At 61.5% G+C, this 13,149-nt stretch carries 17 protein-coding genes and 1 pseudogene; 5 read left to right on the top strand and 13 right to left on the bottom strand.

Annotated features, from left to right (window positions below; all coding sequences use genetic code 11):
• Positions 1–116: 116 nt before the first annotated feature.
• From G9X64_RS37125 to G9X64_RS19735, 3 genes are all read right to left on the bottom strand, one after another.
• Positions 117–452 (bottom strand): hypothetical protein, encoded by a 336-nt coding sequence (locus G9X64_RS37125; protein ID WP_171377247.1) that lies wholly within the window; start codon positions 450–452, stop codon positions 117–119.
• Positions 453–547: 95 nt separating this feature from the next.
• Positions 548–925 carry a hypothetical protein gene (locus G9X64_RS19740; RefSeq protein WP_171377246.1) on the bottom strand — a complete coding sequence of 126 codons (378 nt, stop codon included), beginning with the start codon at positions 923–925 and terminating at the stop codon, positions 548–550.
• Positions 926–1,021: 96 nt separating this feature from the next.
• On the bottom strand, positions 1,022–2,422 hold the full coding sequence (locus G9X64_RS19735; protein ID WP_171377245.1) for an MFS transporter: 1,401 nt from the start codon (positions 2,420–2,422) through the stop codon (positions 1,022–1,024).
• Positions 2,423–2,543: 121 nt separating this feature from the next.
• Here G9X64_RS19735 and G9X64_RS19730 point away from each other — a divergent pair, with 121 nt between their 5' ends.
• Positions 2,544–3,506 (top strand): LysR family transcriptional regulator, encoded by a 963-nt coding sequence (locus G9X64_RS19730; protein ID WP_168313334.1) that lies wholly within the window; start codon positions 2,544–2,546, stop codon positions 3,504–3,506.
• 4 nt (positions 3,507–3,510) lie between these two features.
• On the opposite strand, the gene G9X64_RS19725 is transcribed toward G9X64_RS19730, so the two are convergent.
• The 8 genes and pseudogenes from G9X64_RS19725 to G9X64_RS19690 form a co-directional block, all read right to left on the bottom strand.
• Positions 3,511–3,891, bottom strand: coding sequence for a VOC family protein (locus G9X64_RS19725; protein WP_168313335.1), 381 nt, complete (start codon positions 3,889–3,891; stop codon positions 3,511–3,513).
• A 123-nt stretch (positions 3,892–4,014) separates the two neighbouring features.
• Positions 4,015–5,268 carry a 3-oxo-tetronate kinase gene (gene otnK / locus G9X64_RS19720; RefSeq protein WP_168313336.1) on the bottom strand — a complete coding sequence of 418 codons (1,254 nt, stop codon included), beginning with the start codon at positions 5,266–5,268 and terminating at the stop codon, positions 4,015–4,017.
• Position 5,269: 1 nt separating this feature from the next.
• Positions 5,270–5,395, bottom strand: a pseudogene (locus tag G9X64_RS19715) (D-erythronate dehydrogenase); the annotation flags it as partial.
• A 265-nt stretch (positions 5,396–5,660) separates the two neighbouring features.
• Positions 5,661–6,503, bottom strand: coding sequence for a transglutaminase-like domain-containing protein (locus G9X64_RS19710; RefSeq protein WP_168316735.1), 843 nt, complete (start codon positions 6,501–6,503; stop codon positions 5,661–5,663).
• 27 nt (positions 6,504–6,530) lie between these two features.
• Positions 6,531–6,806, bottom strand: a complete 276-nt coding sequence (locus tag G9X64_RS19705) for a DUF1488 family protein (protein ID WP_018241284.1) — start codon at positions 6,804–6,806, stop codon at positions 6,531–6,533.
• The gene (locus G9X64_RS19700) at positions 6,797–7,114 is read right to left on the bottom strand and encodes a hypothetical protein (RefSeq protein WP_168313338.1); all 318 of its coding nucleotides are present in this window, start codon (positions 7,112–7,114) and stop codon (positions 6,797–6,799) included. Before G9X64_RS19700 ends, G9X64_RS19705 begins: the two co-directional genes overlap by 10 nt.
• Positions 7,111–7,446, bottom strand: coding sequence for a hypothetical protein (locus G9X64_RS19695; protein WP_168313339.1), 336 nt, complete (start codon positions 7,444–7,446; stop codon positions 7,111–7,113). The genes G9X64_RS19700 and G9X64_RS19695 overlap by 4 nt, the downstream gene beginning before the upstream one ends.
• Complete coding sequence (locus G9X64_RS19690; RefSeq protein WP_168313340.1) at positions 7,443–7,706, bottom strand: hypothetical protein; 264 nt, start codon at positions 7,704–7,706, stop codon at positions 7,443–7,445. Before G9X64_RS19690 ends, G9X64_RS19695 begins: the two co-directional genes overlap by 4 nt.
• Before the next feature lie 511 nt (positions 7,707–8,217).
• Between G9X64_RS19690 and G9X64_RS19685 the strand changes: the two genes are divergently transcribed.
• The 4 genes from G9X64_RS19685 to G9X64_RS19670 all read left to right on the top strand — a co-directional run bounded on the left by G9X64_RS19685 (position 8,218) and on the right by G9X64_RS19670 (position 10,915).
• Positions 8,218–8,535 (top strand): co-chaperone GroES, encoded by a 318-nt coding sequence (locus tag G9X64_RS19685; RefSeq protein ID WP_171377244.1) that lies wholly within the window; start codon positions 8,218–8,220, stop codon positions 8,533–8,535.
• Between the two features lie 49 nt (positions 8,536–8,584).
• Positions 8,585–10,219: a chaperonin GroEL gene (gene groL, locus G9X64_RS19680; RefSeq protein WP_168313342.1), complete on the top strand. Its 1,635-nt coding sequence runs from the start codon at positions 8,585–8,587 to the stop codon at positions 10,217–10,219.
• 66 nt (positions 10,220–10,285) lie between these two features.
• The gene (locus tag G9X64_RS19675) at positions 10,286–10,678 is read left to right on the top strand and encodes a hypothetical protein (protein WP_168313343.1); all 393 of its coding nucleotides are present in this window, start codon (positions 10,286–10,288) and stop codon (positions 10,676–10,678) included.
• Between the two features lie 66 nt (positions 10,679–10,744).
• Complete coding sequence (locus G9X64_RS19670; RefSeq protein ID WP_168316731.1) at positions 10,745–10,915, top strand: hypothetical protein; 171 nt, start codon at positions 10,745–10,747, stop codon at positions 10,913–10,915.
• A 98-nt stretch (positions 10,916–11,013) separates the two neighbouring features.
• On the opposite strand, the gene G9X64_RS19665 is transcribed toward G9X64_RS19670, so the two are convergent.
• Both G9X64_RS19665 and G9X64_RS19660 read right to left on the bottom strand, forming a co-directional pair.
• Entirely contained in the window at positions 11,014–12,177 is a 1,164-nt protein-coding gene (locus G9X64_RS19665; RefSeq protein ID WP_168313345.1) for a Gfo/Idh/MocA family protein, read from the bottom strand.
• Between the two features lie 10 nt (positions 12,178–12,187).
• Entirely contained in the window at positions 12,188–13,108 is a 921-nt protein-coding gene (locus G9X64_RS19660; RefSeq protein ID WP_168313346.1) for a TIM barrel protein, read from the bottom strand.
• Positions 13,109–13,149 lie beyond the last annotated feature (41 nt).

The raw sequence follows: 13,149 nt of genomic DNA, 5'->3' as shown, positions 1-13,149 counted from the left end.
AGCCATCACTCTTGAAAATGGTCTGGGTGATCGCGCCGCGATTACCCCATGTTTTGCGACAACGACATGCGTAAAAACAAAGACCCAAAGCGCGAGGGATGAATTTTGCGACGCGCCTAGTCATTCACGGGAAACAGGCGGATCAGCTTCGTTCTTTCCATCTCCGCCAGGCCTGATGCCGACATGATGCCGCGGGCGAGACAGAGTTCTATGTCCCGTCCGATATCGCGCGGCACAAGCATACCGCCGGCCTTGAGCAGGCGGTCTGTCATCGACAGAAGCAGGTCCACCTTCGCCTGGCAGCCATCGATTTCCAGGAGCGCCACCCGGCGCTCCCTGTCGATGTCTGCAAGATTTCTAGCCTGCTCGCGTTGTTGGTAAGCCCCGAATTGCACCCATCCGAAATAACCGGCCGCTGCGACGCAGATACAAAGCAAAAGGGTTTTTCGCACAATACTCCTTAGGAGCCGGCGGCTCACTTGCCGCTAGAACATCAGTGAGAGCATGATGTCGTCCGAAAACCGCTCACACTTTTCGGCATCATGTTCTAGCCGGCGGCGCGTCTTTCGCGGGGCAATCCCTGTATCGCATATCGGTTAAAGACGGGGGTTACCGGTTTCGGCGGCGTCTTCGGCTTGCCGAAATGGTGTTCGAGCGCTTGTGAGAGCATGGCCGGCGAGGTGACGCCCTCTTCGAACAGCCTGATCAACAGTATGGCCGCGACGTTGAAGACACGTTCGTTGCCGATCAGGATTTTGGCGTCGTAGCCGGCGTCGTCGAGCACGCCCTGCAGCATGTCGAGATCGGCCGAAGTCAGATGCGGCTTTTCGAAAGTGGAAGACATCGGTCCTCCTTTCATCGGGGCAAGGGTATAAAAACCCTCAGTCGGCAGCGCCCTTACACTGGCTGCCGAAGTTGCGACCATGCGCCTTTCACCCAGGCAAAGCAACGGGATTCTTGCAGCAGATATCGCTCCGGTTCATGAGCAGCCCGCACCGGTCAGGGTGCGGGCCGATGACGGTCATTCCGCCGCCTGATAGGTGGGGCTCCGGGCGGCCGATGTTCGCGGCCCGGCGGCTGCAAGCAGGGTGATCGCCACCGCAAGCAGCGCCACGAACGCGATCCCGGCGACATAGGGGTTCCAGCCGAAATGCGGTGCGGCGCCGAAGACTGCCGAGGCAGCCGCAAGCACAATGCCGCCGCCAATCTGGAAGGAGGCAAAGAGCAGTCCGGAAGCGAGCCCCGACTTGTCGTCCTCCACGTCGGAAAGGGCTGCGACCTGGACCGAGGGGTAGGTCATGGCGTAACCGAGGCCGAGCGGGATCTGCGAGAACAGCACGAGCAGGATCGGGTCGACATGACCGAGTGCTGTCACCCAGAAGATATAGCTGAACGCCTGCAGGCCGACACCCGCCGCCATCAGCCCGGTGGCGCCGCGATTTTGCGCGAGCGTCGCAAAACGTGGCGCCAGGAACATCACGAAGACGCCGCCAAGCGCAAAGCAGAAGCCGGTTGTGAAGGCCGACCAGCCGATGACGTTCTGATAATAGAGCGTCGCCAGGAACTGGAAGCCGACATAGGCGCCCTGGAAGAGCGCGGCGATCGCATTGGCATGCCGGAGCTTGGCCCGGCGGAACATGCCGAGCGGTACCATCGGATCGGCATGCCGCGCTTCGACCAAGAGGAAGAGCAGGATCAGCACCAGCGACGCGACGAGCGAACCCCAGGTCGCAAAAGCCTGCCAGCCGGCGGCCGCAGCATTGGTGATGCCGAAGACGAAGAGCAGCAGCCCGGGTGTGATCGTCAGCGCGCCGGCCCAGTCGAAGCTCGGCCGCGGTCCCGTCCTTTTCGGGTCGGCCGGCAGCGCCAGCGGCGCAAGAAGAAGCGTCAGGATAGCGACGGGCGCGCCCATGACAAGCGTCGCTCGCCAGCTGAAGATCGTCGCGGCACCGCCGAGCACCATGCCGAGCACGAAGCCGGTGGCACCGGTCGAGGCGAAGACGCCGAGCGCCTTTGCCCGGGCGCTTCCCTCGCCGAAGACGGAGAGCAGCAGCGCAAGAGCCGCAGGCGCGGTAAAGGCGGCGGCGATGCCTTTGACCAATCGGGCGGCGATGAGTGTCGGCCCGCTGTCGACGAAGCCGCCGGCGATGCTGGCGGCAGCAAAGATCGCCAGCGACCAGAGGAAGACGCGGCGGTGGCCGAAGACGTCGGCGACCCGTCCGCCGAGCAGCAGGAAGCCGCCGTAGCCGAGTACATAGGCGCTGACGGCCCATTGCAGCGATGTCGCCTCCATGCCGAGTTCGGCCTGGATGGCAGGCAAGGCAACGCCGATGGTGGAGACGTCCATGGCGTCGAGAAAGTTGGCGGTGCAGAGCAGCAGCAATGCCAGCCCCGCCCCGCCTCGCGATTTGGAAAGTGTCATCGAAATCGTTCCTTCTTTGCTGCCGCTCATCGGGGAGGTTGCCGGGCGGCAGGGAACGAGAAAATGTACAGCTTCCATTCCTATTGCAAATTGATAGTAGCCATGCCAGGTATTACTCACGATGATGAATGATGCCACTCTTCGCAAGATCGACCTCAATCTCCTGCTGGCCTTTTCGGTGCTGATGCAGGAGCGCAATGTCAGCCGCGCCGCCGAGCGGCTGCTGCTTGGCCAGCCCGGTCTTTCGGCTGCTTTGCGGCGCCTGCGCGAGGCGCTGGACGACGAATTATTCGTGCGTGTCGGGCGCGGCCTGCAGCCGACGCCGCGCGCCCTTTCCATCGCTCCGGCGATCGAGGATGCGCTGTCGGGCATCGAGCGCGCCATCCGCCCGCAGGCCGAATTCGATCCGGCCAACTGGCAGGGCGAGTTCCGCATCGGCATGTGCGACAATCTCGAATCGGCTTTCTTCGGCCCGCTCGCCGCCCGTCTTCTCCAGCTTTCACCCGGTGCCCGGCTGATCGGCATCGCTTCCGAAAAGCGCGATGCCGCGCGCCGGCTGGACGAGGGCGTCTTCGACTTCAGCGTCTCCGTGCATGACGAACCGGCCTCCTGGCACATCCGCGCACCGCTGTTCGACCAGGCCTCGATCTGCATTTACGACGACGCCCAGCTCCGGTTGAAGGCGCCGTTGAGCCTCAAGGATTTCGCCAATGTCGCCCATGTCACTGTCTCGTTCGAAGGCAATGCTGCGACCAGCATCGACATCGCGCTGAGCCGTACCGGCCACGTCAGGCAGGTGGTGGCGACCGTGCCGCGTTTTTCTGCCTTGCCGACGGCGCTGCGGGCCATGCCCGCCATCGCCACCGTGCCGGAATCGATCGGCCGCTGCATGGCACAATTGCATGGGTTGACGATCTGCGAGCCGCCGCTTCCTCTGCCCGCCGATCCCGTGACGATGCTCTATCGCCGCGTCGACCAGGCCGACGGCCGGGCGCGCTGGTTCCGCCGCCTATTCCTCGACGTCGCCAGCCAGGCGCTCGAAGCCTCCGGCTGCCGCGTATCGATATCGAGAGCTGCCGCCTAATCCCTTAGAGCTCGCCTTTGTGAAAATACGCTTCGAGGCGATAGCCGTCCGGGTCGATGATGAAGGCGGCATAATAGAAGCGCCCGTAATCCGGCCGGATACCCGGTTCGCCGTTGTCCGTGCCGCCGGATGCAATGGCCGCCGCGTGAAAGGCATCGACCGCGGCCTCGTTCGGCGCGACGAAGCAGAAATGCAGCCCCGATCGTATGTCGGCAACAACAGGCTGTTCAACCTGCATCACCCAGAGCCCGACCGTTTCCGGGCCGTAGCCGATCATGGTGTCGGAATTGGACAGACGCTCATATCCGAGCGGTGCCAGTGCCGCATCGTAGAAATGGCGGGCTCTTTCCAGGTCTTTTACGCCGATGGAAATATGATCGAACATGGACTGCGAACTCCCTATCTTCCGCTAATTCCCAAAGGACTGCTCGCACCCAAGATGGCACGATGCCAACATCTTTCAACCGCCGCCCTAAGCGAACGGGCACATCGTCTGCGGCCTGCGCGCTCATTCATGACCGGCGATCCTGTCCAGCGCCTTGGCAAAAAAGTGTGGTGAGCCGAAATTGCCGCTCTTCAGCGCAAGCCCGAGCGGCCCGGAGCGGTCGGCTACTAGGACCGGCACGCCGGGATCGATTTCCGGCCCGATCATCATGTTTTTGAGACCGAGGGCCTCCACTACCGCGCCGGAGGTTTCTCCGCCTCCGACGACGATCTGCCGCGTGCCGGCATCGGCGAGCCGCCGCGCCAGTCCGCCAAAGAAGGCCTCGATTTTTCCAGCCACGTCCTCGCGCCCGAAACGCTGCTGCACGAAGCTCACCACTTCAGGAGCGGCTGTCGAATAGACGATCGGATTTTCGGCGGCATTCGCCTCCACCCAGCGTGCCGCACGCTCCACCGACATCGAGCCGCGCATCAGCACCGCCGGATCGATCGCAAGCCCCGGATGGTTCTGCAGGTGACAGGCGACCTGGTTCTGCGAGGTCGTGGAGCAGGAGCCGCAGATCACGACACCGGGACCGTCGACCAGGGGCACTTCGGCCGCAGCGCCTGAGAGCTTGCCCTGGTCGCGGAAATTCTGCGGCAGGCCCTGCGCGATGCCCGAGCCGCCGGTCACCAGCTTATGGTCGGCGACTGCGGCCGCGATCGTCGTCAGGTCGCTGTCCTCGATGGCGTCGACGACGACGAGGCGGTGGCCGGCGGTGAGTTCGGCGCGCAGGCCGTTGCGCAAGGCCGCAGCGCCCGAGCGCACCACGTCGAGCGCAATGCTGCCGATTTCGCCCTTCGTCTGCTGCTGCAGCCAGCGGCGGATGTCGGGATCGGTCATCGGCGTCAACGGATGGTTCTGCATGCCGGATTCGCTGAGCAACCGGTCGCCGACGAAGAGATGTCCCATGAAAAGCCGCCGGCCGGTCGCCGGAAAGGCCGGGCAGACGACGGCGACGCCGGTGCCAGTGAGGCGCAGCAGCGCTTCGGCCACCGGGCCGATATTGCCTGAAGGCGTTGAATCGAAGGTCGAGCAATATTTGAAGACGATCTGCTCGCAGCCCTGCTCGAGCAGCCAGCGCGCCGCCTCCAGCGACTGACGCACCGCATCGTCGACCGGCGCCGAGCGCGTCTTCAGCGCGATGACGCCGGCCTCGCAATCCGTCTTGCCGCGGCCGGTGCCGACGAACTGCACGGTCGACATGCCGCCTCTCGCAAGCGTGTTGGCAAGATCGCTGGCGCCGGTGAAATCATCGGCAATCGCCCCAAGCAGCATGTCAGGAACGCTCCGGCAGGCGGCTTTCGAGCTCGTCCTCGATATGCACGCGAATGATCTCGTCGAAGGATATTTCGGCTGTAAAGCCGAGCGCCAGCGCCCGGCTCGCATCGAAATTGCCCGGTGCAGCCGCCAGCTTGCGACCGACCATCCCGGCCGCGCCTATGACAAGGATTTTCATCTGAAGCGGCCCTCCACTCGAAGACATCGACGCCGGCTTCCGGCGCGAGTCGGCCCCGAACCGGCAATGCCCTAGTTAAGACAAGGCGAGCGACGCTGTCACGTGATTTTGGAAGAGGGCGCAGTTCGGCTCGGCGCTGCTATGGACCGGGAACGGACGGGCACTCTTACGACAGCTGCGGCCTGCAGCCTGAGGCTGGACAGGTCTCGTTCTAAACAGCGCCTTCGGCGAGGCCTTGCATGTGCTGCAGGTCCGCCACTTCATAAGTCCAGACTCTAAACGCCTTCAGCACATGCGGTCCAAAGGAATTGATGAGCGGTATGTCGGCGGCGTCGCGCCCGCGTGCGACGATGATACGACCGATCCGCGGCGTGTTGTTGCGCGGATCGAACGTATGCCATGCACCGTCGAGGAAGACCTCGATCCAGGCGCTGAAGTCCATCGGATCAACGACGGGAATACCGATGTCGCCGAGATGGCCATTGATGTATCGGGCAGGAATGTTAAGGCAACGGCACAACGCCACCGCGAGATGCGCAAAGTCGCGACAGACGCCGACACGTTCGTGGAATGCCTCGAAGGCTGTCCGCGTCGATCGTGCCTGCATGTAGTCGAATTGAATGTGGCCGTGAACGAAGTCGCAGATCGCCTGAACGCGGCCCCAGCCCGGTGGGACGGTGCCGAACATATCCCACGCAATTTGACTGAGACGATCCGTCTCGCAATAGCGGCTGCCCATCAGGTAGACGAGGCAATCATCCGGCAACTCCGAAACCGGGACTTCTCTGGCGCCTGGCAGTGCCCTGTCCGGTTGGCCGTCGTCTTCGATCGTCGCATCGCCCCATATGGTCAGATCGCCCGTTGGGGCAACCAGCCGAAGACAGCGGTTGCCGAAGAGGTCGCGATAAGTCGAAGTGGGAACATCGGGCGTGGTGAAGACCGTTTCCGGAATTCTGATGTCGGCCGCACGATCCTCATGCACCGACAGCAGACATACCAATGCTGTCGGCTGTGGGCAGGTCAGCGTCATTTCATAGCCGTAACGGATCAACATGCAGCGTTCTCGCGCGTCCGGATCCGTCTAGCGGAAATCCGCCGCAGTTAGAGTATAAAAGGCGCGGCGGCGGTAGGAATAGGCTTTATGTGCCACGTCCTGAATTGAGTTGCGCAGGGCGTCGAAAGACGAAAGCCATCTCGTTTCCGAAGGCTCGGTTCTTTGCAATGCGGCGTCGGATTTCGCCAGCGCGCCGACCTCGATGAAGAACAACACCTGAAACATGCCGTCATGGCCAACGAAGCGCACAGCATTTCTCGCAGCATCGAAACTACGGCTTTGGTTCAGGAAGGCTAGCGCCATGGTTGAACCGGCGGGGTCCGACGAGCACTCCGAGCGGCGCCCGACAGTCTGAGCCATTCCTTCCGATATCCTATGTTGAGAAGATTGGAGGACATCATGTCTTTCCCGGCCTCCGAACGGCTCTTGCCGATCATGGCATGGTCGGCGTGCACTGGAGCGCTCGCAGAGACACGATAGACAGTCCACGAACGGGCGGATTCGATCCGGCGATCGTGTTCGATCTCCATGGAGTAGCGGCCGGGCGCTTCCCATGTGTGGACGGCAAAGGCATTCTGTCTTCGTTCGGCTTCGTCTTCATGGCTGTTCACGATGTCAACCTCTCGTCATTCGGGCCGCGGCCTTGGCCAAACGTCCTCTCGATCAGTGTTGCGCCGCTGCCGGCGGGCGATAGGTTTACCAGTTCCAGGCTATCTTCCGTCGCGACCCGCTCATGACGTTCATCGTCACTGCGGATGCGGTATTGCAGCACATTTCCTCTCAGAGGCAGCGTGGCGGTAATGCGGTATGTGTCGGGGAGCTTGGAGGGAACGGCCAAGAACCCGTCCTTCACCCGGACAGTCTGCCCCACCTTGAAGATATGTGTTGCTGCCTCGCGCCGGATTGAGCGTCCATTGCGTTGCGGGATGCGGGTAGCGGTCATGACGGTTTGTGGTCCTTTTCGAGCACGGTTTCGAGATCTGACAGGTGGATAGGCATCATCTGCTGCATCGAACTCTGGGCGGCGATCGCCGGCAGGTGGATGAAGGCGCCGACCCGTCGCCAGGCAAGCCTGGAAACGCTATCGATCAATTCCTCGTCATAATCGACGCGGTATTCTCCGGCTGGCTGCGCCCCGTCAAAACCGGGAAGGCGGAATGGGGATGAAAAGCGGACGACGGTTTGTGTGGTGCGACTTGTCACGGCTGGGGCCTCCGCAGGAATACGCCGATGCGCTCCTGTATCGTTGGGATCCAAACCGGACGAACTCGAGGCTGCCGGTACATCCGCGGTCAGCGCCAAGCTCATTCCGGATCGGAACAGGCGAACTCAACGCCGGAACGACGTCATGGATCGCTGTCGAGAATTCAGTGGTGATGGCGGGTCGTAGGTCTCTGACACCGCGAAGCCAAATCGGCCAAATCGACGAGAGCTATCATTGCGCCACGATTGAGTTTAAATCAAGATAAATTATGATTTATCTATGAAAAACGCCAAATTAACTCTTCGTTTACGCAAATAAAACGGAACGCGGCGGCGCAAAAAATTCTGGCCATTTCCTGATTATTACAAAATATCCGGTCGGATTGATTTCTTGAATATCTAAGAAATTTTCCACCGCGAAGAATATTTCTTGGCACTCCTATCAATCGAGTGCCACGAGTGCTATTTATGAATTGCAGCCGCCATACGCGCCGGCAGCAGAAAGACCTCTATGAAATTCCGTTCACTTCACGACCGCGTCGTCATTCGACGTGCGGAAGGCGATGTCAAATCCAAGGGCGGGATCATCATTCCAGACACCGCCAAGGAGAAGCCGCAGCAAGGCAAAGTGGTCGCAGTCGGCCCGGGCCTGCGCGACAAAAGCGGCAATCTGGTCCCGCTTGATGTCGAGGTCGGCGATCTCATTCTGTTTGGAAAATGGTCGGGGACAGAGGTCACGATCGATGGCGAAACCCTTCTGATCATGAAGGAGACCGACATCATGGGCATCGTCGGAAAGACCGAAGCGGCTGCCGACAAAGCCGCCTGAGCGTCGAATTTGTGACCAGCATCTCAAGACCGAACTGGAAAGAAATATCATGTCTGCCAAGGAAATCAGATTCTCCACCGACGCGCGCGACCGTCTGCTGCGCGGCGTCGAATTGCTGAACAACGCCGTCAAGGTGACGCTTGGCCCGAAGGGTCGCAACGTTGTCATTGACAAGGCCTATGGCGCACCGCGCATTACTAAGGACGGCGTCAGCGTCGCCAAGGAGATCGAGCTCGCGGACAAGTTCGAGAACATGGGCGCGCAAATGGTGCGCGAGGTGGCTTCGAAGACCAATGATCTTGCCGGCGACGGCACGACGACGGCAACGGTGCTCGCCGCCTCCATCTTCCGCGAAGGCGCAAAGCTCGTCGCTGCCGGCATGAACCCGATGGATCTGAGGCGCGGCATCGATCTCGGCGTTACCGCCGTCGTCAAGGAAATCCAGGCGCGGGCGATGAAGGTCAAATCGTCTGGCGAGATCGCCCAGGTCGGCACCATTGCCGCCAATGGCGACGCCGCTATCGGCGAGATGATCGCCAAGGCGATGGACAAGGTTGGCAATGAGGGCGTCATTACGGTTGAAGAGGCACGAACCGCCGAGACCGAACTTGATGTCGTCGAGGGCATGCAGTTCGACCGCGGCTATCTCTCACCCTATTTCGTCACCAATGCCGAGAAGATGCGCGTGGAACTGGAGGATCCCTATATCCTCGTTCACGAGAAGAAACTCGGCAGCCTGCAGGCGATGCTGCCGATCCTGGAAGCCGTCGTACAGACCGGCAAACCGCTGCTCCTCATCTCGGAGGACGTCGAAGGCGAGGCGCTGGCGACACTTGTCGTCAACAAGCTGCGCGGCGGCCTGAAGGTCGCTGCCGTCAAGGCGCCGGGCTTCGGTGATCGCCGCAAGGCCATGCTGGAAGACATTGCCGTGCTGACCGCCGGCCAGATGATTTCCGAAGATCTCGGCATCAAGCTCGACAACGTCACGCTCGATATGCTCGGCCACGCCAAGCGTGTGCTGATCGACAAGGACAGCACCACGATCATCGACGGCTCCGGCGAGAAAGCGGCCATCCAGGCACGTATCCAGCAGATCAAGGCGCAGATCGAAGACACTACTTCCGATTACGATAAGGAAAAGCTGCAGGAACGCCTGGCGAAACTCGCCGGCGGCGTCGCAGTCATCCGCGTCGGTGGCGCGACCGAGACGGAAGTCAAGGAAAAGAAGGACCGCATCGACGATGCGCTGAACGCCACCCGTGCGGCGGTCGAAGAGGGCATCGTGCCTGGCGGCGGCGTGGCACTGTTGCGCGCCAAGTCGGCGCTCACGGGACTGACCGGGGAGAACGCCGACGTGACGGCGGGCATCTCGATCGTGCTCAGGGCGCTCGAAGCCCCGATCCGGCAGATCGCCGACAATGCCGGGTTCGAGGGTTCGATCGTCGTCGGAAAACTCGCCGGCAGCAATGATCACAATCAGGGCTTCGACGCACAGACGGAGACCTATGTCGACATGATCGAGGCCGGCATCGTCGATCCCGCCAAGGTCGTGCGTACCGCTCTGCAGGACGCCGGATCGATTGCGGCGCTGCTGATCACCGCCGAGGTGATGATCGCCGACATTCCCGCGAGAGACTCTGCCACTGCAGCCGGAAATGGCGGCATGGGCGATATGGGATACTGAGGCCAGCCTGAACCGGTCCGGCGCAGCCGGGCGGCGCAACCCAAACAATAGACAGGGAGAATTCCAATGTCCGTGCAGAGCAGCAGCAAGACATCGATCACCCAGCGTTTCGACAGTTACCAGCCATCCAAGACGCTTCTCGTCTGGGCCTGTGTCGTCACGGCGATCGCCACGATGATTATCGGCTTCAGCTGGGGAGGTTGGGTAACAGGCGGCACGTCAAGCAAAGCGGCAGCCGCCGCCGGCGACGTTGCACGCGGAGAGCTGGCGTCGGCCATTTGCGTCGAGCGGTTCAATGCGGCGCCGGATGCGAGCGCTAAACTGATCGAGTTCAAGGCAATTACCGAAGGCTACAAGCAGCGTCAGTTCGTCGAGGCCGGCGGTTGGGCGACCATGCCTGGGCAGACCTCACCCGACAGCCGAAGCGTTCAAGCCTGCGCCACCGCGCTTGCCGTCTGACACCAATTTCCAGAGCGCTCCGATATGTGTGCGGAGCGCTTCCACTCCCAAAGCAGGAAATGACCCATGATCCGTTTTGTGAAAAAAAGCGACCCGCAGCCACCCGCAGACGGCGCTGGCGACAACCGCTTCCAGAAAATCCGCGAGGCAGCTGCCGACGAGCATAAAAAGGCCGCCAACGACAGCACGCGTCGCCGCCCGCCGCAGGCAACGGAAGATGACGATCCGCTTATCTGAGAGGGCACGGAAAGGCCGTCCTTGAACATATCTCCAGCGCAGCTGTGTAAAGCCGGCATATGGCGCCAGACAGGGACGCACCAGGGCTCCTTGAAGACCTAGCGATAATCCAGCCAGACCCCGCCGGCGTCGGCGGACCGCACGCAGTTTTCCACCCAGCGCACTCCTTCCAGTCCGGCATCGACATCGGGAAAGACCAACTCTTCGACCCCCGCAGGGGCAAGGCCGCGCTCTCTGTTGATGGCGAAGCCGAAGCGGCGATAGAGGTTCGCCCAGGCTTCGAAGAGACCTTCCGGGTGACCGCCGCCGATACGATCGTCGATCCTGGCCTCAGGATAGAGATAGTCCATGCCGCGCTCGAGAATGCGGGCCGGTTCGCCCTGGATCTCGTAGGCGAGCTGGTTCGGCCGTTCGTCCCACCATTCGATACTGGCCTTCGAGCCGACGATGCGGATCTTCTGGCCGTGCATGGAGCCGGCATTGACAGCGCTCGACCAGATGGTGGCGATCGCGCCATTATCGTATTCCATCAGGGTCACCGCATTGTCTTCGAGCGGCGCTCGGCTTTTGACGAAGCTCTGGCGCGTGCAGAGCAGACGCCGGATCTTGAGGTGCGGCAGGATGACCTTGGCGATATAAAGCGGGTGGGTCCCGACGTCGCCGAGGACATAGCTGGGGCCTGCGAATTTCGGATCGACACGCCAGCGCGTCGAGGGGTTCTGCTCCTCCACCGCAGCACTATGGAAGCCATGGGCGAATTGCAGATTGACGATGCGGATCTCGCCGAGATCGCCATTCCTGACCATGGCGCGCGCTTGCTCGATCATCTGATGGCCGGCATAACCATAAGTCACGCCGACGATACGGCTGCGCGCCTGGGAAAGCGCCTTCAGCTCTTCGGCCTCAGCGGTCGTAAAGCAGAGCGGCTTTTCGCAGATCACATGCAGATCATGTTCGAGTGCTGCCTTGCAGATCGCAAAATGGGTGTTGTTGGGTGTTGCGATCGACACGGCCTCGATGCCGTCGGCCCGCCCGGCCTCAGTCGCAAACATCGTCGCATAATCCCGGTAGCTCCTGGTTTCGTCGAGCCCGAGATCGAGGCCGAAGGCACGGCCGCGTTCCGGATCGATATCGAAGGCACCCGCCGCAAGGGCAAAAACTTCGTCGCGATGCGCTGCCGAGCGATGAATATAGCCGATCTGGCTGCCTTTGCCGCCGCCGACCATGCCCCAGCGAATCGGCTTTCTCCTGTTATTCGTCATAGTTTTATCCTTAAAAACCGACCGACCTGAGGTAATCACGGCTTTGTTTCACATCTTCGAGGCTGCCGGCGACATTTCTCGGATCACGCTCCTGTTCGACGGTGATGAAGCCGTGATAGCCGATCTCCTCGAGAGCTTGTTTGACGGCAGGATAATCGATGACGCCGCGGCCGATCGGGCACATCACACCCTGTCCGCAGGCCTCGAAGAAGCGGATCTTCTCGCCAAGCACACGGTCGAAGACGGTCTGGTCGATGTCCTTGAAGTGGACGTAGTCGAGCCTGTCGGCATAGCGGCGAAGCATCTCCACGGGATCCATGCCGGCATAATAGCTATGGCCGGTGTCGAGGCAGAAGCCGGCGACCTCCTGCGGAATGTCACCTGCCACCCGCTCGATCTCATCAGCAAATTCAATATAGCCACCCGCATGCGGGTGGATGACGGCACGCACGCCGTATTTGCGCCGAGCGAGTTCCGCAATCGCCGTGATATTAGCGATCATCCCGGCCCAAGCCTTGTCGTCGAGACGCGGCGCACGATCGGAATGGCCGGCGGCATAGTCCCGTTCGTCGTGCCCCCAGTCCATGACCGTGAGATAGGGGGTCCTGAACCGCTGGCCCGCCACCTGTTCCGGCTGCGGCAGCTTGGTGATGGCGGCGCAGATTTCGTCTGTCTGCCGCAGCAATGTCTCCCGATTTTCGGGAGAGACGAGGTCGTCAAAGATCGTGCCGGCGACGATGAAGAGATTGCGCTCGGTGAGCGCCTTTGCGACGAGCCCATCGAGCGGCACGTAGCCATAGGGCCCGAGTTCGAGACCGCCATAGCCGGCCGCTGCCGCCTCGTCGAAGACGCGTTGCCAAGCGGGAAGGTTTGGATTGTTGACGTCGTCCACGCCCCAGCAGCAGGGGGCTGTCGTAATTGTGATGGTCACGGTTTCATTCCTGATAATGCGGTGCCGGGGCGGATGTTGAC

The sequence above is a fragment of the Rhizobium sophorae genome (assembly GCF_013087515.1).
Lineage (GTDB): Bacteria > Pseudomonadota > Alphaproteobacteria > Rhizobiales > Rhizobiaceae > Rhizobium > Rhizobium sophorae.
This window is presented reverse-complemented; position numbering and strand designations above follow the sequence as displayed.

Bases quoted from the DNA above. Each gene is read 5' to 3' on its own strand.
- G9X64_RS19740 (WP_171377246.1), bottom strand. From the start codon at position 925: ATGGTCGCAACTTCGGCAGCCAGTGTAAGGGCGCTGCCGACTGAGGGT.
- G9X64_RS19735 (WP_171377245.1), bottom strand. From the start codon at position 2,422: ATGACACTTTCCAAATCGCGAGGCGGGGCGGGGCTGGCATTGCTGCTG.
- G9X64_RS19730 (WP_168313334.1), top strand. From the start codon at position 2,544: ATGATGAATGATGCCACTCTTCGCAAGATCGACCTCAATCTCCTGCTG.
- G9X64_RS19725 (WP_168313335.1), bottom strand. From the start codon at position 3,891: ATGTTCGATCATATTTCCATCGGCGTAAAAGACCTGGAAAGAGCCCGC.
- otnK (WP_168313336.1), bottom strand. From the start codon at position 5,268: ATGCTGCTTGGGGCGATTGCCGATGATTTCACCGGCGCCAGCGATCTT.
- G9X64_RS19710 (WP_168316735.1), bottom strand. From the start codon at position 6,503: ATGTTGATCCGTTACGGCTATGAAATGACGCTGACCTGCCCACAGCCG.
- G9X64_RS19705 (WP_018241284.1), bottom strand. From the start codon at position 6,806: ATGGCGCTAGCCTTCCTGAACCAAAGCCGTAGTTTCGATGCTGCGAGA.
- G9X64_RS19695 (WP_168313339.1), bottom strand. From the start codon at position 7,446: ATGACCGCTACCCGCATCCCGCAACGCAATGGACGCTCAATCCGGCGC.
- G9X64_RS19685 (WP_171377244.1), top strand. From the start codon at position 8,218: ATGAAATTCCGTTCACTTCACGACCGCGTCGTCATTCGACGTGCGGAA.
- groL (WP_168313342.1), top strand. From the start codon at position 8,585: ATGTCTGCCAAGGAAATCAGATTCTCCACCGACGCGCGCGACCGTCTG.
- G9X64_RS19675 (WP_168313343.1), top strand. From the start codon at position 10,286: ATGTCCGTGCAGAGCAGCAGCAAGACATCGATCACCCAGCGTTTCGAC.
- G9X64_RS19670 (WP_168316731.1), top strand. From the start codon at position 10,745: ATGATCCGTTTTGTGAAAAAAAGCGACCCGCAGCCACCCGCAGACGGC.
- G9X64_RS19665 (WP_168313345.1), bottom strand. From the start codon at position 12,177: ATGACGAATAACAGGAGAAAGCCGATTCGCTGGGGCATGGTCGGCGGC.